8 protein-coding genes are annotated in these 20899 nt (G+C 58.8%); 5 read left to right on the top strand and 3 right to left on the bottom strand.

All coding sequences use genetic code 11. The features are described 5' to 3' along the window. Positions 1 to 406: 406 nt before the first annotated feature. From ACVOK8_RS01000 to acnB, 3 genes are read left to right on the top strand one after another with little or no spacing between them, the layout of a single operon-like run. The gene (locus tag ACVOK8_RS01000) at positions 407 to 640 is read left to right on the top strand and encodes an AbrB/MazE/SpoVT family DNA-binding domain-containing protein (protein ID WP_481535712.1); all 234 of its coding nucleotides are present in this window, start codon (positions 407 to 409) and stop codon (positions 638 to 640) included. Then, positions 640 to 1038: a type II toxin-antitoxin system VapC family toxin gene (locus ACVOK8_RS00995; RefSeq protein WP_481513245.1), complete on the top strand. Its 399-nt coding sequence runs from the start codon at positions 640 to 642 to the stop codon at positions 1036 to 1038. Before ACVOK8_RS01000 ends, ACVOK8_RS00995 begins: the two co-directional genes overlap by 1 nt. Positions 1039 to 1076: 38 nt before the next feature. Then, entirely contained in the window at positions 1077 to 3668 is a 2592-nt protein-coding gene (acnB, locus tag ACVOK8_RS00990; RefSeq protein ID WP_481565173.1) for a bifunctional aconitate hydratase 2/2-methylisocitrate dehydratase, read from the top strand. A 317-nt stretch (positions 3669 to 3985) separates the two neighbouring features. On the opposite strand, the gene ACVOK8_RS00985 is transcribed toward acnB, so the two are convergent. The 3 genes from ACVOK8_RS00985 to ACVOK8_RS00975 form a co-directional block, all read right to left on the bottom strand. Beyond that, positions 3986 to 5227 carry an HlyD family type I secretion periplasmic adaptor subunit gene (locus ACVOK8_RS00985; protein WP_481565172.1) on the bottom strand — a complete coding sequence of 414 codons (1242 nt, stop codon included), beginning with the start codon at positions 5225 to 5227 and terminating at the stop codon, positions 3986 to 3988. After that, positions 5227 to 7614, bottom strand: a complete 2388-nt coding sequence (locus tag ACVOK8_RS00980) for a type I secretion system permease/ATPase (RefSeq protein ID WP_481565171.1) — start codon at positions 7612 to 7614, stop codon at positions 5227 to 5229. Before ACVOK8_RS00980 ends, ACVOK8_RS00985 begins: the two co-directional genes overlap by 1 nt. 81 nt (positions 7615 to 7695) lie before the next feature. Continuing rightward, on the bottom strand, positions 7696 to 7932 hold the full coding sequence (locus tag ACVOK8_RS00975; RefSeq protein ID WP_481565170.1) for a hypothetical protein: 237 nt from the start codon (positions 7930 to 7932) through the stop codon (positions 7696 to 7698). Between the two features lie 343 nt (positions 7933 to 8275). Between ACVOK8_RS00975 and ACVOK8_RS00970 the strand changes: the two genes are divergently transcribed. Together ACVOK8_RS00970 and ACVOK8_RS00965 are read left to right on the top strand one after the other, a co-directional pair. Further along, a complete protein-coding gene (locus ACVOK8_RS00970; RefSeq protein WP_481565169.1) occupies positions 8276 to 13378 on the top strand; it encodes an Ig-like domain-containing protein in 5103 nt (1700 codons plus the stop codon). A gap of 1106 nt (positions 13379 to 14484) precedes the next feature. Beyond that, a complete protein-coding gene (locus ACVOK8_RS00965; RefSeq protein WP_481565168.1) occupies positions 14485 to 20589 on the top strand; it encodes an Ig-like domain-containing protein in 6105 nt (2034 codons plus the stop codon). The last annotated feature ends 310 nt before the right edge of the window (positions 20590 to 20899 follow it).

The following is a 20899-nucleotide window of genomic DNA, read 5'->3' as shown; positions in this document are numbered from 1 at the left end:
GTTCATGTTTGCTGGCCGCAGTTTAGGCAACGGCGTGTTGCGGGCATGTAACGGTGTGCAAGCAGCGCCGCGACTGTAGTGCCGAGCCATGCTCGGCAGGGGCGTTCCCGGTATTGCCTCAGCTGACAAATCGAACGTGTTTTGCAGGAGCGGCGTAAGCCGCGAAGCCAATGCTGCATCAGCCAGGCAAAGAGCTACCCCTCCCCAACCCTCCCCTTGGCTGCGCCAAAGGGAGGGGCGTAGAGCCGGGCCATTTTCGGCTGAGGCCTTCCCGGTAAAGCCCCAGCCGAGCATGGCTCGGCACTACAGGTGAAGCTCAGCCGACCATGGGTCGGCATTACAGAGGTGGGTTTGGGGTATGCCGACCGAAGTATGTATAATTCGTACATACTTCATTGGAGGTCCCATGGAAGCCACCGTAGCTGAACGCGGGCAGATCACCTTGCCCAAGGCCGTACGTGACGCGCTGGGCCTGACCAAGGGCACCCAGCTCAAGGTTGAGCTGGATGGCAGCCGCATCATCCTGCGCAAGAGCGTAGACGACGCCATCTCGCGCGCCCGCGGCAAGTTCGCTCTGGACGGGTTTGAATCGGCCGAACAGGCCGTGCGTACCGTCCGTGACGAGGCCGGCGAGGCATGATGATCGCCGTTGACTCTCCCGTCCTGATCGAGCTGCTCAGCGACGGCCCACGTGCCGACGCGGTGGAAGCCTGCCTGCGGCAGGCGCTGGTCGGCGGTCGGGTGGTCATCTGCGGTACCACCCTGGCCGAGATCTGTGCATCGCTGCGCGGCGGCGCCGAGGTGCAGGGTGCGCTGGAAGAAATGGGTGTCCATTTCAATCCGCTGGAAGCCAAATCCGCGCTGCGTGCCGGCGAGATGCACCGCCGCCACCGGCAGCGCAGCGGCGATACCCGCCGCATCGACGATTTCATGGTGGGCGCACATGCACTGCTGCAGTGCGACGGCCTGATCACCTGGAACGACACGTTTTATCGCGATTACTTCAAGGGCTTGAAGCTGATCGTGCCGCAAGCCTGAGCCCATCCACTTTTTAACCGTTACACCCGGGAGTTGTCATGTTGGAAGCCTACCGCCACCACGTAGCCGAGCGCGCCGCGCTTGGCATCCCGCCGTTGCCGCTCACTGCACAGCAGACGGCCGACGTCATTGAACTGCTGAAGAACCCGCCGGCTGGCGAAGCCGAGTTCCTGGTCGATCTGATCACCAATCGCGTGCCGGCTGGTGTCGATGACGCCGCCAAGGTCAAGGCCTCGTACCTGGCCGCGATTGCCTTCGGCAGCGAGAAGAACGCACTGATCAGCCGTGAGCGCGCCACCGAACTGCTGGGCACCATGCTCGGCGGTTACAACGTCGCGCCGCTGATCCAGCTGCTGGACGATGCCGAAGTCGGCGCCATCGCCGCTGAAGGCCTGAAGCACACCTTGCTGGTGTTCGATGCATTCCACGACGTGCAGGAGAAGGCCAAGGCCGGCAACGCCAATGCACAGGGCGTGCTGCAGAGCTGGGCCGATGCCGAGTGGTTCACCAGCAAGCCGGAAGTGCCGCAGAGCCTGACCATCACCGTGTTCAAGGTGCCGGGCGAAACCAATACCGACGACCTGTCACCGGCACCGGACGCAACCACCCGTCCTGACATCCCGATGCACGCGCTGGCGATGCTGAAGAACAAGCGTCCCGACGCGCCGTTCGTGCCGGAAGAAGACGGCAAGCGTGGTCCGATCCAGGAAATCCTGTCGCTGAAGGACAAGGGCCACTTGGTTGCCTACGTCGGCGACGTGGTCGGCACCGGTTCCAGCCGCAAGTCCGCAACCAACTCGGTGCTGTGGTTCACTGGTGAAGACATCCCCTTCATCCCGAACAAGCGCTTCGGTGGCGTGTGCCTGGGTTCGAAGATCGCTCCGATCTTCTACAACACCATGGAAGACGCCGGCGCATTGCCGATCGAGCTGGACGTGTCGCAGATGGAGCACGGCGATGTTGTCGAGCTGCGCCCGTACGACGGCAAGGCACTGAAGAGCGGCGAAGTCATCGCCGAATTCCAGGTCAAGAGCGACGTGCTGTTCGACGAAGTGCGCGCCGGTGGCCGTATTCCGCTGATCATCGGCCGTGGCCTGACCGCCAAGGCGCGTGAAGCGCTGGGCCTGCCGGTCACCGATCTGTTCCGTCTGCCGGTGCAGCCGGCCGATACGGGCAAGGGTTACTCGCTGGCGCAGAAGATGGTTGGCCGCGCCTGTGGTCTGCCGGAAGGCAAGGGCATGCGCCCGGGCACCTACTGCGAACCGAAGATGACCTCGGTGGGCTCGCAGGACACCACCGGTCCGATGACCCGCGACGAGCTGAAGGACCTGGCTTGCCTGGGCTTCTCGGCCGATCTGGTGATGCAGTCGTTCTGCCACACCGCTGCCTACCCGAAGCCGGTGGACGTCAAGACCCATCACACCCTTCCGGAGTTCATCTCCACCCGTGGCGGCGTCTCGCTGCGTCCGGGCGACGGCGTGATCCATAGCTGGCTCAACCGCATGCTGCTGCCGGACACCGTCGGTACCGGTGGTGACTCGCACACCCGTTTCCCGGTTGGCATCTCGTTCCCGGCCGGTTCGGGCCTGGTCGCCTTCGCAGCTGCCACTGGCGTCATGCCGCTGGACATGCCGGAGTCGGTGCTGGTTCGCTTCAAGGGCAAGATGCAGCCTGGCGTGACCCTGCGTGATCTGGTCAACGCGATCCCGCTGTACGCGATCAAGTCCGGCCTGCTGACCGTGGCCAAGGCTGGCAAGAAGAACATCTTCTCCGGCCGCATCCTGGAAATCGAAGGTCTGCCGGATCTGAAGGTCGAGCAGGCGTTCGAACTGTCCGATGCCTCGGCCGAGCGTTCGGCCGCTGGTTGCTCGGTGCACCTGAACAAGGAGCCGATCATCGAGTACCTCACCAGCAACATCACGCTGCTGAAGTGGATGATTGCCGAGGGTTACCAGGATGCCCGTTCGCTGGCACGCCGCATCGAGAAGATGGAAGCATGGCTGGCCAACCCGGAACTGCTGCAGGGTGATGCCGACGCCGAATACGCCGCCGTCATCGAAATCGACCTGGCCGACATCCACGAGCCGATCGTGGCTTGCCCGAACGACCCGGACGACGTGAAGACCCTGTCCGAAGTTGCCGGTGCCAAGATCGACGAAGTGTTCATCGGTTCGTGCATGACCAATATCGGTCACTTCCGTGCCGCTGCCAAGCTGCTGGAAGGCAAGCGCGACATCCCGACACGTCTGTGGGTTGCCCCGCCGACCAAGATGGATGCCTCCGAGCTGACCAAGGAAGGCGTGTACGGCACCTTCGGTTCGGCTGGCGCGCGCATGGAAATGCCGGGCTGCTCGCTGTGCATGGGCAATCAGGCGCAGATCCGCGAAGGCTCCACCGCAATGTCGACCTCGACCCGCAACTTCCCGAACCGCTTGGGCCGCAACACCAACGTGTACCTGGGTTCGGCCGAACTGGCCGCAATCTGCTCGCGTCTGGGTCGCATCCCGACCAAGGAAGAGTACATGGCCGACGTTGGCGTGCTGGAATCGGCAGGTGCCGAGATCTATCGCTACATGAACTTCGACCAGATCAGCGATTACAAGGACGTGGCCGATTCGGTCAACGCCTGAGTTGTAGATGATTAGTAACAGTTGAACGAAAAACCCCGGCGCAAGCCGGGTTTTTTTTTGCCTGCGGAAATCAGCAGCTGTTGTTGTAGAGGCGGCGTAAGCCGCGAAGCCGATGCACTGTCAGATTGCCAGGATCTACGGTCGTTCGTTGGTCCTGGCTTCGCGGCTTACGCCCCTACCACAAATGCAGAAAACCCTGCGTGGCCCTGGGAAGCACAGCGCGACCAGGAGGTACCGTTCTTGGCGGAAAGTACCTGGGGAGCCCTGGTCGCGCTGTGCTTGCCGGGACCACGCAAGCTGCTATCTGCCCGCGACAACTACCGCTCGCGAAACGCCTCGCGAGTTTTCAGTACCGGTTTGAGCAGATATTCCAGCACGGTCTTCTCGCCGGTGCGGATCTCCACTGAGGCGATCATGCCGGGGATGATCGGCAGCTCCTTCCCGCCAGCTTCCAGTATGCTCTTGTCGGTAAGTACGGTTACGCGGTAGTAGGTGCTGTCCGGGCGTCCGGCTGCGCCCTTCTCTTCGTCCTTCAAAGTGTCTGGACTGATCAGCTCGACGGTACCGTTCAGACCACCGTAGATGCCGTAGTCATAGGCGGTGATCTTCACCATTGCCGGCAAGCCGGGCCGCAGAAAGGCGACATCTGATGGGCGGATCTTGCCTTCCACCAACAGTTGGTCTTCCAGCGGAACAATTTCCAGAATGTGCTCGCCGGGTTGAATCACGCCGCCAACGGTGTTGACCCGTACGTTCTTCACCGTGCCGCGCACCGGCGCGGTGACGGTGGTGCGTTCAACCACGTCGGCGCGGCCGACCAGGTTCTCGCTGGTCTGTGAAAGTTCCATCTCCAGCTTTACCAACTCGGAGTTGGCGTCGGAGCGGTAACGATTGCGGCGTTCAACAATCTGCGAACGGATGTCGTTGGCCTGCCGACGCATGCGCAGCAGTTCCACGTCAGACAGCAATCCTTTGGCCGCCAGCGGTTGGGCGAGGTTGATCTCGCGCATCGACAGAGCATAACTCTGCTCAAGCGAGGCGACGCCTTCTTCCAAGGCCCGACGACGGGCGTTGAATGCACGGGTCTCGCTGGCGACTTCGTCTTCAAACTCCTGCACCTGCGCATCGAACACCAATGCTTCGCCATAGGCCTCGGCGCGCAGACGGGCGATGGTGGCCTTGAGCGAGATGACCTTGCTCAGTGCCTCGCGGTAGCTGGCGTTGGCACGGGTGGGGTCGATTTTCAGCAGCACCTGGCCACGCTCAACCACGTCGCCTTCTTGTGCTGACATCTCTGCGAGGATGCCGCCTTCCAGGCTCTGGATGATCTGCTCGCGGCTCTTTGAGACGATTTTGGCTTCGCCCTTGGTGATTTCCTCTACGCGGGCAAAATGTGCCCAGGTGATGCCGACCGCCATGACCAACAGCACTATGTAGGTGACGATACGCGAACCAGGCGTGGTTTGGGCGAGCAGTGATTCGGAAACATCGTCCATGAAGGCCGCATCAGCAGCGCTGATCGATGCAGTTTGCTTCTTCTGTTTCTTCCAGAGGAACATCACTGCACCTCCTGTTGCTGCGGCTTGCTACGACGCACGCGTGCCGGCGCGGACTGGATGTCCACTGCGGGCTTAGCGCTGCTCGCCGCTGCGGGTTGCACCGCCGCTGCAACTGCAGCAGCGCGCATTGCAACAGAGCTGGCGGGAGGGGGTGCGGTAGCGGTTGTTGCTGTGACGGCTGGCGTGCGTGCCTCGCCATTGCTATTTGCCCCCAATGCGGTGAGCACATTGGCTTTGGGGCCGTCGGCGACAACGCGGCCGTTGTCCATAACGATCACCCGTTCCACCAGGTTCAGCAGCGAAGGGCGATGGGTAACGACCACCAGCGTCTGGCCATGCGTGGCACGGTGCAGGTGCTCCAGGAACTGGGCTTCAGTCTGTGCGTCCATGGCGCTGGTGGGCTCATCCATCAGTAGTAGGCGCGGACGGGCGAGCAGGGTGCGGGCCAGCGAGATCAGCTGACGCTGGCCGCCGGATACACCGTCGCCATTCTCACCAATGGGCAGGTTCACACCACGCGGATGCGAGGCAGCAACCTGATCCAGACCGGTCAACCGCAACACTCGTACGAACTCATCTACGCTGGCATCCGGACAGCCCAGCATCACGTTCTCGCGCAAGGTGCCATGGAACAGGCGTGCTTCCTGGTTGACGAAGCCAACTGCCTTGCGCCAATCGGCTGGATCAATCTGGTTGACATCCAGACCGTCGGTGAACATCTGCCCTTCGGTCGGCGAGTACAGGCGCGACATCACCCGCAGCAGAGTCGACTTGCCACTGCCAATGCGGCCGAGGATGGCAACGCGCTCACCCGGGGCAATGGATAGATTGATATCTGTCAGTACCGGCGGGTTGGGCTGCATTGGCGGGGCGGGGTAGGAGAAGCCGATCTTCTTCAGTGCGATCTGTCCGCTCAGGTTTGGCACCGGCAGATAATCCTGGGCCGGGTCGCGGTCCTGCGGCATTTCCATCAGCTTGTTCAACGACTCCAGCGCGGCCTTGGCCTGTTGGAAGCGCACTGCAAGGCCGATCACCTGGCCCAGCGGTGCGGTGGCGCGGCCTGCCAACATCACGGTGCCAATCAACGCACCCATGCTGAGCGTACCGGCAGTGATCAGATAGACGCCGGTGATGACCAGTACCACCGTCTGCAATTGCTGCAGCAAGGTGACAGTGCCGGTAGCGATGCTGGACAGGCGCCGTGATTTCATCGAGGTTGCCGATTGCAAGGCACTGAAGTGCTGCCAGCGGCGCTGCATGTTGGCGGTGCCACCAGTGGACTTGAGCGTCTCCATGCCTTCGATGGATTCGATCAGCACGCCCTGCTTGAGTGAGGACTCACGCAGGTTTTCCTTCATCACCCGGGCCAGCGGCCACTGGATGCAGATCGAAATGATGATGATCAACGGCAGGATCATCAGCGGAATCCAGCCGAGTGGGCCGCCAATGGCAAAAATGACGCCGACGAACATCAGCACAAAGGGAAGATCAGAGATCGCCGCCAGCGTTGCCGAGGTGGCAAAGTCGCGCACCGATTCGAACTCTCGCAGCTGATTGGCGAAGCTGCCTGAGGAAGCAGGTTTGTGTTCCATCTTCACCGACAGCGTTTGGCGGAACAGCATGGCGCCCAGTACCAGATCAGCCTTCTTGGCGGCTACGTCCAATAGATGGGCGCGCACAAAACGAATGACGGCTTCAAATACCATCGCGATGATCACGCCGACGCCCAATGACCATAGCGTGACAAATGCCTGGTTGGGTACAACGCGGTCATAGACGTTCATGGTGAAGAAGATGCTTGCCAATGCCAATACGTTGGCAAGCACCGCGGCGATGGCCGCGCTACGGTAATAGCGTCGGTAGCGCCACAAGGTGCTGAACAGCCAGTGGCCCTTGGACTCCGGCAGTGCGTCGCCGGCACGGTTGTCCATGTGAGCGCGAGGCTTCACCAGAATGGCGTGACCGGAGTAGAGCGCGTCAAGGTCTTCGTGTGACAGGTCAACAGGTTCTACGGATACCTCTGGAAGAATGACCGTGTAGCGTAGCTGCCGCTTGTTGTCCTCATCACGGACTTCCCTGCGCTCCAACAAGATGCCGCCGCCCTGTTGCTTGCGCATAAGAATGATCGGCATCACCTGTGCAGGCAGCTGTGCCAGAACGCGTTTCACAACGCCGCCGGTAAGGCCGGCATTGCTCAGTGCCTGCAATGCCAGTGACGGCGACAGCGCGCCATTCCATGGCAAGCCGGCAACCAGTGCGGCCGGGCTGCGGCTCATGTCGTAGTGATCACACATCCAGGAAACGCTTTGCAGCAATGTGTCTTCGATGCTGGTCTGGTCTTGTGTCATCGCTACAGCTTCGTCAGCCGGCGCGTTGGGAATGGTCATGGTAGATCCAGATAGAGGTGCCTGCGAAGGCAGGCAAAATTTCATCCGGGAGTGCCAAGCGTCAGCTGCCCCCGATGAGGATCAGAAGTCTGGGGTCCATCGGAGTAATGGCGAATAGGAATGCTCCCAATTGCTCAGTCCTTGTTTGGTATTCGCAGGGGTCTGATCTTCATCCTCGGTGTGACGAGAAAAAAACTGTGCTGTTGCTTCTTCTTCCAGAGGCTTCTTTCTCATTCTTAAAACCAAGATCGTGGCCTGAAGCAAGAACAGCAACAGCGAGATGTGTAGAAGGTTTGGCTGCACGTTGGTGGAGCTCACGTTGATAACGAGCAGCACAATTGCAGCTGTGGCACAGGTTGCGCTGTCTTGGGTCTTGCCTTCAGGACTATCCCTATATGGGTGCGCGTTCCTCAAGCCTATTGTCGTAGCGGAGGACGCCAACTATCGGTGATGCAGCGAGCGGGTACCTGCTGCTGTCCTCAAGGCGTACTCAAAGGCCAGATTGAGTCTGAGTAGAACGCCAGTCTCATTCTCAGTTTCTGTCTTGAAATAGATGATCGATCGGATCGCCTAACGAATGCACGGGTCCCACGGCTGGTTGCCATTGTTCAAGGTGGCGTCGTGAGGTTTTTACATGAGAAACAAAAACGGGTGAATGAAAATGGCAGCGATGATATCGGTGGTTGGCGGTGGCTCTGTGATCAGCTCGCAGCAGCTTGTAGCGGAGGGTGGCAATGTTGTGCATATCCATGCGGTGGATGGCACCTGTTGCGTGCTTGAGAGTATTGAAGGTGGCACCGCCGAGGGGTATGTCATAGCCGGGCGCATCGGCAGCAGTCTGGTCCTGCAGCAGATGGTGAGCGGAACTGCGCCCGCATCCGTCGTAATTGAGAATTTTTTTGGCTGTTCGGGTCAATTGGTGGGTCTGGGTATTGATGGCGAGCATCGGGACTATCAGGCCGCCACCGATACTGGTGTCACTACTGTCGCGGAGATGAGGGATGGCTCATCGTCAATGATTTCGCTCGGCGCTGTCAGACCTACACCAGGATCAGTTGATTTCGAGTATGCAGATGGTGGAGTGTCGGGGTTCAGTAGCGCGTTGTCGGACAAGGTTGTAGTGACCGATGGCTTTGCGTTGGCTGGTGCAGAAGAGAGCAGTGATGGAGGCAAGCTCAAGTCTTCGCCGCTTGTGCGGAATCCTGCAGCAGCGGAAGAAGTGGCTGCTGGTTCTTCTGGCGGGACCGTGCTGGCCACCGGCCTGCCCGCAGCAGTTGATGGTGTGGTCGCACTCAGTAAGCCCGAACGCGCAAGTTCCATTCCAGGTGAAAAGGGCGATGCTCACGCTGAGCAGGTTCTACACAAAGGAGTACTGGTGGACCTTGGCCCACCGCCAGCGGGCCTACCACCTGCTGAGCGCCCTGGTGACGATAGGCCAATTGTCGACGCCGTTCTGGATGGTCAGGGTGCGATCCAGGGCGTAATAGAAAGTGGTGGCTATACGGATGACGGCAGACCACAAATTGTGGGCAAGGCCGAACCGGGCGTGCTGGTACACATTTACCGCGGTGTGGAACTGATCGGCCAGGTGATCTCGGGTGCAAACGGTGAGTGGTCGCTCACGCCGAAGCTACCGTTTCCCGATGGCGGCCATGCGATCAGCATCATCCATGAGTATCCGGATGGCGATGTCAGCGATTTTTCTGATCCGTATGTGATATTCGTCGATACAACTGTTCCCGATGTACCTGTAATTTCGGGCATACAGGACGATCAGGGGCGCATCACCGGGGCCATCACCGATGGCATGATCACCGATGATGATCGTCCCACCATCGATGGCACTGCCGAAGCGCACACCACGGTGATCGTCTATGACAAGGGTAAGGAGATTGGTCGCGCGTTGGTCGGTGCTGACGGGAAATGGAGCTTTACGCCGGAGCGTGCATTGGTCGATGGCCTGCACATTCTGAGCTATGCCGCAGTGGACCGTGCCGGCAACGGCAGTGAGCGTACGGCTGTGACCGAATTCGTTGTGGATACACGCCCCGAGAAGATCAACATCTACTATGCAGAGGATGATGTAGGCAACGTGGTCGCCGAGGTATTCAGCGGTGGCATGACTGATGACAGTACCCCAACTCTGTTCGGCACGGCCACGGCAGGCGGCGTCGTCAGAATCTACGAAGGCAGCGTGCTATTGGGACAGGTCACTGCCGATGTTGATGGAACCTGGCAGTTCTCCCCGACGGTTGCGCTCACTGAAGGCGTGCACAGCTTCCATGCGACGGTGACGTTGGTTGCCACGGGTGAAAGTGAACGCAGCAAGCCGTTCAAGTTGACGGTGGATGTGACCCCGCCTGAAAAGCCCAGCATCGAGCAAGTGCTGGACGATGTGGGGGTAGTACAGGGCCTACTGGACAATGGCGCAATCACCGACGACAACAGGCCGACCTTGCTTGGTAGGGCCGAAGCCGGCAGTACCGTACATATCTACAATGGCGACAACATACTTGGTAGCGTGGTTGCCGATGCCAGCGGTAAATGGACGTACACGCCAGATACAGCGCTTGTTGATGGCGAATATGCGCTCAGCGTGGCCGCCGAAGATGCAGCAGGCAATCTGAGCGCATCTTCAGAGGTGTTCGATATTGTTGTTGTTACCGATTCAGGTGCGCCGCCGTCCATCGATGCCGTTTACGATGATAGCGGCAGTAAGACCGGCAACCTGACGATGGGCGAGGAAACCGATGACTACCGTCCAGACATCAGCGGTACGGCGGTAGCTGGAAGCACGGTCATCATCAAGGATCACGGCATCGAGATCGGTTGCGTGCAGGCGGATGCAGAAGGGGGCTGGATGTTCACGCCGCAGTTCAATCTGGCGGAAGGCGCGCACCGGCTCACCGCGGAGTCCATGGATGTTGTTGGAAACATCAGCACGCCATCGGATCGTTTCGACTTTAGTATTGCACTGGATGGAGACGACCATCCGCACGAGCTGGTAACTGCTGGAAGGGCCGCACTCAACGCGACCGTAGTGATCGACACCTCGGGGAGCATGTGGGGCGCGCCAATATCGGCAGTAAAGGCGACTTTGCAGCTGTTGGCGTCCGAATATCTTGTTGCAGCAGGCGGCCAGGCTGTAACGCTGACGCTGCTGAGCATGACCAGTAACACCCCGATGAAGTACACCTTCAGTAGCATGATGGACGCTGACTACTCCAGCTACATCGGGGCGGTGAACTCCCTGTCTGCGCTCGGCAGCCTGGAATATGAGCAGACGATCAAGGCTGCAACGAGCAGCATCAAGGCCGATCATCTAGCCAATATCGGGCCCACTCAGGTGTTTATTCTCGGTGATGCGGAAAATAGCCTGTCGCTGGCGACAGCAGACAAGTGGCAGGCGATGCTGCTAAATCCAACCGGTAACGAAGTTCTTGATGTTCCCATCGTATCCACGCCGATCAGTGTTGCGCCGTTTAAAGCGGGCTCCGAGCATTCGTTTCATTGGTTGGCCACAGGCGGAAAAGCTATCGAGCTACCCTCGCCAGATATGATGCCGGAGACACTCCTTGGTACGTTGGTTGCCGATAGTGTTTCTGGAAATCTGCTGGACAATGATGCCAAGCTGTCGCGTGACGGTAATGAGTACCTGACCCAGATCACCCTCGACGGTGGCACGTTCCGCATTGCAGCCAACAATTCGCTGGTAATGACGAATGTCAGCTCCAAGGTGAAGGGAATCTACGATCCGGATACCGGCCTGCTCAGCATTACGACTGATAGCGGAACGTTGCAGGTCTATATGTACGCGTCCGTCGCTCACCAGGCCGGCGACTACACGTACAAGTCGAAGTTCGTCCAGCTGTACCACGGCGAAAACGCAAAAGAAGAAACGTTTGGCTATATAGCGCTGGACACCAATGGCGTTTCCCAGTCAGCCAACTTGTACATCGTTCTGGAACCATTCGATCCGCGTAACCTGCTGAAGATCGACACGATAGGCAAGGACACGGGCCCGCAGGGCGATTTTGTGACTGCTGATGGCAGCGCAGGGCGCGAAGTCTCGGGAACGCTATCACAGCATCTGGCAAGCGGGCTGAAAGTACAGGTATCAGTGGATGGAGGGAAAACCTGGTTGGATGCGGTTACCCACGGTAAGAACTGGACCTTCATTGACATGACGGCGTATTCGAGCGGCTGGAGCATCCAGGTACGCGTGAGTGATGGCGTCAACCACGGGGCTCACGTTCTAACGCAGGAGGTGGCGCTGGCTGATGCCCCGGCAGCGCCAACCATCACCAGCATTCCCGAAGCCGCGAACATTTACACCTCTATGTTGGCGCAGGACGGCTCGGAGATGACCGTGTCGCTGATCGACACCGGTGCCAAAGTCGGCGACAAGGTGCACATCCAGTGGGGAACCAGTACCTACGATCAGGTGCTCAGCCAGTTGAACATCGCCAACGGCTTCGTCACCCTCAATGTGCCGTCAACGGTGACGTACTCAACAGCGAGTTATAAGTACGATTTTGCTGTAACCGCGCAGATCATCGGCAAGGATGGTTCCATAGGCGCGCTGTCGTCGCCGTACATCGTTGTGGGAACCTACGCCCGCGCTTTGGTTGGCGACACATTGCAACTTGCGCCGGTGGATGATGTTTACACTGGCAACGGCTTTACCGTGACCACGACGGGTAGCTTGGCCAAGACTGCTGCCACGACCAATAGCCTGGCAGGCTTGACCTTGAACGATGTTTTGCAGGCAAACGCGACGTTCGTGCTGAACCAACCGGCGGATCAGATATCACTGCGCTTGAGCGGTGCTGACAATGCCTTGGGTGCACAGGTTCGTGTGTTCGACGTGAACGGAAATTTGCTTCATCAGCAGACAGTATTTGGTGACGCAACAGCGCGACACACTGCGAATTTCACTTGGACAAAGACCGGTTTGGCGGATATCGGTTCGTTCACTGTAACCGCGATGAGTACGAGCGTGACATTGGATTCGTTCAGCCACTATGTGGTGACGCATTCGAAGGATACTCGTGACCCCAACCTGATAGATGTCCTGGCAGAGACGTTCCATGGTTCACTGGCGAACGACGTCGTGTCGATGTCCCAAAGCGCACAGACCTATTTCGGACAAGCGACGGCTGCTGTTCACGGTGGTGGTGGAATCGACACGCTGAAGATCATAGGTGCCAATCACGTGCTGGACATGACCGCAGCGGGCAGCAAGATCAGTTCGATGGAAGTGATTGACTTGACGGGCACCGGAAACAACACGCTGATGCTAAATCTGTCCGACGTGCTGCGGAATGGTGGCACGAACATCTTTCACGCTGGCGACGCGGCTCGCGTGCAGATGATGGTCAAGGGCAATGCGGGTGACAAGGTCAATCTGAGCGATGTCCTCACTGGAAACGTCGACCACGGCGACTGGGTGAAGAAGGCCGCAGTAGTCATAGAAGGGGTCATCTACGACGCTTTCCAGCATTCCTCCTTGGCTGCAGAGTTGCTGGTTCAGCAAGGCGTGAACGTGGTGGTGACGAACTCTGCGGTAGTGGGGGCTGTCGAGCGCTATGGCGAACCTGCGCTCGCTGCAGTATCGGAGGTACTTGCCGCAGCCAGCGATGAGCTTTTCCCTTCTACAACCTTGGCTAATCACAGAGGCGATCCCGTGGCAAGCGTTGTCGACGTTAGCCATGTGCACGGCTTCGGGCTGGATATGCAGGACTACAGACTGGAAGCCTATTGATGGAACAAGGCAGCGGCTCATCGCCGCTGCCTTCTGCTCCGCTTGATGTCCTCTGCATGGTCGGCGCCGCAGCGGCTGTTGAAGTCCTATCGGCGATGTTGAGGGTAAGAACGTACGGCTGAGGTCCCGCGGTTGCCTGCATTGGTGGGATAGCTTCTTCGGTGGCAGGGTGCGGGAGGGCGTTGCCAGTCCTGGAGGTATGCAGTGGTGGTTACTGAGTCGCCTTCTACAGCCAGCAGTGGTCGCATCGGCTGTCCAGATCGGGGCGATGCTTCAGTAGTCACAGTCCTCTAATCAGGATGGACCGTGGCGCACCCGGGAGCAAGTATCTGGATGACTTTCAGAATCTCCGCTAACAGCTCCGCGGCGGGGTGCTGTGCTTGCCCGGGCTGTGAGTCGAACGGTCGTTGCACGATGTTTCCGATCTTCCGGCGGAAACGCAATGTTACGTCACTGCGAAACATGCAGGATGCCGGTGCGGTTATCAAGTATGAAACTGTTTGTGTTTTAGCTTTCATGCAAAGAGCAGCTTATGCTGCAATATATATGCAGTGTGGCTTGGGCGGGAGCAAGTGAATGTTTAATGGATTTCCGCTTCAGTATTAAATATGAAACAGGCGGCATTCCGGATTTACGTCGGTATGTCAGATGCGGTTGGGGGTATGTCAGCTGATTAGGACATAAAGAAGCGTCGGTGATAGTTCGGGGGGTGCCTTGTCGTCGCTATCGCTAGACCGCCGCGGAGCGCATGAATTGCGGCGTAAGTTATTGAATTTAGATGATTTGGCTTTCGAGGTTGGCGCGTTTTCAACGCTAGGTTGTGATAGCAAAAGGCGAATTTTGCCCAATGTGTTTTCACTTGCAAGAAGGTGAGTCATAACTTTTATCGAGTTGGTCTTTAGTTTCAAATTTGAAACTCTATATTTCCTCCTTGTTCCCGTTTGTATGTGCTGCGCCGGTTTGAGACCTGTCCTATTTAAGGGCGGTATTGCGGTGGCAATAATCTCGCCATTGATGAATCTGATCGTGGATGGTCGGTTCAAATTATATGGTGTCTGAAATATCAGCCCCGCCAATCAAGTCATGATCATTCAGGTGATTCAGCGATGAACGTCAGTGTTTCCGTAGTTAACGATAAGGCCATTGCTCTGAGTAAGTCGCTGGGCGATGCCAAGAGCGGCAAATGTGTTCGCGTCAAGGCAGTAAAGGGCGGGCAGTATCTGCTTGCCGAGAACGGCAGCGGTGTGGGCCCGGAGAATATTACCGTCAAGCGCGTAGGTAACAATCTGCATGTTGCGCTCGAGGGCACCGACCCGGATCAGCCGGAGCTGATCATCGAGAACTTCGTTGGCTCTGACAGCCAACTGGTTGGCCTGGGTGAAGATGGCCTGTACCACGAGTACATCGCAGTTGATGGCGACACCGACAGCGCTGCCGCATTCCTGATGGATGGTATGTCTTCGCCGTTGGCGTTGGGCTCCGCGCAGCTTGCTGGCTTCGGCGAGGGCTTGGTCGTCGCCGGCGCTGGTTTGTTGCCATGGGCGCTGGCCGGGGTTGCTGGACTGGCTGGCGGCGCAATCGTCGAGCACAACAAGGGGGGCGGCAACAAACCCAAAGACACCACTGCGCCAGAGAACAAAGGCATTGGTTCGCTAGTCGATGACAAGGGCCCATTCAAGGGCAGTATCAATCCAGGTGATGTGACGGACGATAACCGTCCTACGCTGGGTGGCTCCGGTCAGGAGCCCGGTGACACGGTCGTCGTGATTGATAACGGCAAGGTCATTGGCGAAGTCATTGTCGACGGCGGTGGCAACTGGACCTTCACCCCCGAGACGGATTTGGGTGATGGCGAACATTCGCTGGAGATCGTGGTCAAAGACCCGTCCGGCAACAGCTCGGATCCATCTGAAGAAATTGTGATCATCATCGACACCACCGCGCCGGCCAAGCCGGGGGTGGAGAGCATCATTGACGATCAGGGGCCTGTCACCGGCCCGGTGGAGAATGGTGGCGTTACCGACGACAGACAGCCAACGCTTTCGGGCAAGGGCGACGCAGGTGATACCGTCACCATCATCGACAACGGCAACGTCATTGGCGAAGTAGAGGTTGACGAAGACGGCGCCTGGGCTTTCACTCCGGACGCGCCGCTGAGCGAAGGCGAGCATGTTTTCGAGGTTGTCGTTACTGATCCAGCTGGCAACAGCTCAGAGTCGTCGGATGAGTACGTGGTAATTGTTGACACCACGCCGCCGAACAATTCAGGTATTGGCAGCATTGTCGATGATCAGGGCGCAGTTATCGGCCCGATCGTCAATGGTGGCCATACCGATGATACGCAGCCGACACTGACGGGCGAGGGTGATGCTGGCGAAACGGTAACCGTCCTCGACAACGGCATCGTGATCGGTGAGGTGCAGGTGGGTGACGATGGCACCTGGAGCTTCACCCCGGGAGAACCCTTGAGCGAAGGCGAGCATTCCTTCGAGGTTGTCATCACTGATCCGGCCGGCAACAGCAGCGGCCCGTCCGATGAGTTCGTGATCATCGTTGACACCACGCCGCCGGCAAAGCCGGGTATTGAGAGCATTGTTGACGATTATGGCGTTGTCACCGGTCCGGTCGGCAACGGTGGTGTTACCGACGACACACAGCCAACGCTTTCGGGCAAGGGTGATGCTGGCGACACCGTCACCATCATCGACAATGGCAAGGTCATTGGCGAAGCGCAGGTCGGCGACAACGGCATATGGACGTTTACGCCGGAAGACGCACTGAGCGAAGGTGAGCACGTCTTTGAAGTTGTGATCACTGACCCGGCCGGCAACAGTTCCGAGTCGTCGGATGAGTACGCAATCAGCGTTGACAGCCAACTTCCGGACAAGCCGGTCATCGAGACGGTATACGACGATCATGGCGACCAGACCGGTTTCCTGCGCTCGGGTGACGCAACTGATGATGCCAAGCCGACCATCAAGGGCAGCGCTGAGCCGAACACCACCGTCATCATCAGAAACGACGGCGTCGAGATTGGCTGTGCGCCGGTGGGGGCGGATGGCCGGTGGACATTCGAGCCGTCGCTGCCATTGACGCAGGGCACGTACAAATTGACCGTTGTAGCTATGAACGAGGCTGGCACGTCCAGCGCACCTTCGGATCGCTTCGACCTCGTGCTGGTCGGCCCGGGGGGCCCCGCAGCCCCGGCGATCACTTCGGTGGTCGACGACGTTGGCAGTGTCACCGGAAATATCCAGAAGGGCGCGGTTACCGATGACGCACGCCCGACCATCAATGGCACCGCGGAGGCAGGTATGACCGTGTCGATCTATATCGATGGCGTGCTGTCCGGGACCACCGTGGTCGCGGTCAATGGTGATTGGAGTTTCACCCCGACCGCCAACCTGCTTGACGGTTTACACGACATCACTGCCCAGGCCACCAACGGCGTAGGCAATATGAGTCCGGAAACCGGGAAGTATCCGATCTATGTTGATACGCAAGCCCCTGCTCAGCCAGGTGCTGGCGATGCGGTGCTGCTCGATGATGAGGGCCAAGTCACCGGCGTGATCAGCAATGGCACGGTGACTGACGATGCAACGCCCACCTTTGAGGGCAAGGCCGAGCCGGCCGGTATCGTGATCATCTACGACAAGGGCAAGGAGATCGGTCGCGTGCCCGCCAGTTCCAGTGGCGATTGGAGCTTTACCCCGTCGCCGTCACTGGACGAAGGCGCGCACAGTTTCAACTACAAAGTGGTGGATCAGGCGGGTAACGTCAGCGAAGCGTCTGATGCGATCAACTTCGTTATCGACACCGCTGGCGTGAAGGTCAGTATCGACGGTGCGATCGACGACTTTGGCAGCGTCATCGGCGAGATCGGAAAGAGCGGCATCACCGATGACACCACGCCAACCCTGCATGGCAAGGGTAGCATTGGCGGAACGGTCAAGGTCTACGAAGGCGGCGTACTATTGGGCGAGGCCGTGGTCGATGCCGATGGCAAATGGAGCATCACCCCTGACGTGCCGCTAGGCGAAGGTGCACACAGCCTGACCGCTACAGTTACCACTGTTGCCAATGGCGAGAGCACACACAGCGCTCCGTTCGACTTCAGTATCGACTCGAGCCCGCCGAGCCGGCCAAGCATTGACAGCATCAGCGACGACGTTGGCAGCTCCCAAGGCAAGCTGGTCAATGGCCAGGACACCGATGACACCACCCCGACGCTGGCTGGCAATGCCGAAGCGGGCAGCACTGTACTGGTCTATGACAACGGTAGCCTGTTGGGTAGCGCTGTGGCCGATGTCAATGGGAACTGGAGCTTCACACCGGCCACTCCGTTGAACAACGGCGCGCATGATTTCATGGTGACCGCCGTAGACAAGGCGGGCAACGTGAGCCAGCCCTCGGCGGTCTTTGGTATCACTATCGACACCGTTGCCCCGGACAGGCCGGCGATACTGTCGGTCCACGACGACCAGGGTGATGTAACCGGCAATCTTTCGTCCGGTGCTGCCACGGATGACAGCAAGCCGCTGCTCAGTGGTACCGCTGAGGCCAACACTACGGTCGTCATCAAGGACAAGGGCGTGGAGATCGGGCGTGCGCAGGTCGGCAGTGATGGCAAGTGGAATTTCGAGCCGACCAAGCCGTTGCCCATCGGTAAGCACGAGTTTACTGCTGAGGCAGTGGACAGGGCGGGTAACACCTCCTTGCCGTCCGATCGCTTTGATCTGGAGGTGGTCACTGATGTGCCCCCCGCGGTTCCAGCGATCACTTCAGTCGTTGACGACGTCGGGAGCATTACCGGAAACATTCAGAAGAATGCTGTCACCGATGACGCGCGTCCAACCATCAACGGTACCGCCCAGGCTGGCATGACCGTGTCGATCTACATTGACGGCGTGCTGTCTGGAACCGCCGAGGTTGCAGCGAACGGCGAGTGGAGCTACACCCCCTCCATCGACCTGCCGGACGGCCTGCACAGCATCACCGCCAAGGCTACCAATGGCGTGGGTAATACCAGTCCGGAGACTGGAAAGTATCCGATCAACGTAGACACCAAGCCCGCAGAAAAGCCGAGCATGGACGATGCGGTACTGTTTGATGACGCAGGCAGCGTAACTGGCCCGATCGTCAATGGGACCGTGACCGATGACGCCACCCCGACCTTTGAGGGAAAAGGTGAGCCAAGCGGCACCGTGATCATCTATGACAACGGCAAGGAGATTGGCCGCGTTCCAAGCGATGCCAATGGCGACTGGAGCTTCACCCCGTCACCGGGTCTGAGCGATGGCAATCACAGTCTCAACTACGAAGTGCTTGACCAGGCGGGCAACGTGAGTCCGAAGTCCGATCCGATCAACTTCGTGGTCGACACTACCGGCGTGAAGGTCAGTATCGATGGCGCAATCGATGATGCAGGCAGCGTTACCGGTGAAATCGGCAAAAACGGAGTCACTGACGACGTCACCCCGACCCTGCACGGCATGGGCACCATTGGCGGTACGGTCAAGGTCTACGAAGGCAGCGTGCTGTTGGGTGAGGCGGTAGTCGATGCTGAAGGCAAGTGGAGTATCACTCCGGTAATGCCGCTGAGCGAAGGTGCGCACAGTCTGACAGCGACGGTTACGACCGTTGCGAACGGCGAGAGCGAGCGTGTTGGTCCGTTCGAGTTGACCGTCGACCTGACCCCGCCGAACCTTCCAACAATTGAAGAGATCAACGACGATGTCGGTGCCTCGCAGGGCGCGTTAGGCCAAGGGCAGCATACGGATGACGCTACGCCGACTTTGTCGGGCAAAGCCGATGCGGGCACCACGGTAAACATCTATGACAAGGGCAGTCTGTTGGGGAGCGTAGCGGCCGATCGCAATGGCGATTGGAGCTTCACCCCGAGTCCGCCGTTGCTCAATGGTGCGCATGACTTCACCGTAACGGCGCAGGACAAGGCGGGCAACGAGAGTGATGCGTCGCCTGTGTTTGGGATTGTGGTCGACACGCTCCCGCCGGATGCGCCAGTCATCGAGACGGTGTATGACGACAAGGGCTCCAAGACCGGCAACCTGAGCCAGGGCGAGACAACTGATGACGTCATTCCAACCATCAGCGGAAAGGCCGAGGCGAACAGCACTGTTGTGATCAAGGATCGCGGAACTGAGATCGGTCGTGTGGTGGCGGATGCGGGCGGCCAGTGGGTTTTCGAGCCGGCTGAAGCACTGGCAGCAGGAGCGCACACCTTGAGCGCTGAAGCTATTGATGCTGCAGGCAACAGCAGCTTGTCCTCCAACGAGTTCACCTTCTCGGTAGATGACGCGATTCCCACCCCGCCAAAAATCACCAACATCCGTGACGACGTCGGTGAATACACCGGAATCCTGCTCAATGGCGGCACAACCGATGACGCGATGCCGACGATAAACGGCAATGGCAAAGCCGGCGAAACCATCGAGATACGCATGGATGGGAATGTGCTGGGCACCGTTGTGGTTGCTGACACCGGCCGTTGGAGCTTCACTCCGACAACGCCAGTTGCTGACGGCGTGCGTGTATTCACTGCTGTCGCGGTGAGCGCAGGTGGCGCTGAGAGTGACGTCAGCAACAGCTATCAGATTCGCGTTGATACGGTGTCTCCCGACGCCCCCATCATCGAAGCCGTTCATGACAACGCGGGCGTATGGACCGGAAATCTCGCGAACGGCCAGACCACCGACGACCGGACGCCAACGTTCTCTGGCAAGGCGGAAGCAAGCTCGACCATCATGGTCTTCAACCATGGCGAGGAAGTGGGCTTCGCCTCCGTTGATGAGAATGGAAACTGGAAGTACACAGCCGAGCCACTTGCGTATGGCGAGCACCGTTTCACCTTCGTGTCTTTCGATGTTGCGGGCAACTTGAGCGACGCATCAGAGACCTGGACTGTGGTGGTCGCAGCGGCAGTTCGTTCGATAGGTAGTGATGGTGGGACGGAAGTATTGCTTTCCGTGAACGATCTGTTGGTGGATGGCGAGGCGAGTATATTCAACGCAGACGCCACCGATGTCGGGGTCGCGGAAGTCCTGTCGATTTCCGCATTGGGCCTATCCGATCGAGACACCCTGCAGGACAGCTGGGCAACAACGTCAGGTGAGATGCAGGTTGGGTCCGACTGTTTGGTTCGGAACACGATAGAAGGCGTCAATCTCCTGGATCAGCAGTTGAATGATTGATCCGGGTTTCGAGGCCCCCGGTTCGGGGGGGCTGGTTACCAGGGTTGAATGATCGTGGTGAGTGGATACAGGTGGGCTCGAGCCCAGGACTGCCGAAATTTGCCGCTGAAGGAGTGGGCGACGGGCTCGGGAGCTGCGTTTCAATGCTTGTATCCCAGATTATTTCCAACGCCACAAAGCCCAATTTCGCTATGCCACGGAGAGGCGCAGACGCGCTTCTCCGCGATGCGCGAATCAACCAATTCGTTTCTAGCTATTTCCAGCGTGCCGATACGAGCTTGGTCGCCGTGGTAGTTCTCGCGATATGAAA

This window comes from Stenotrophomonas sp. STEN083, assembly GCF_056759195.1.
The sequence above is the reverse complement of the archived record's forward strand: the minus strand, read 5'-3'. Positions and strand labels throughout refer to the sequence as shown.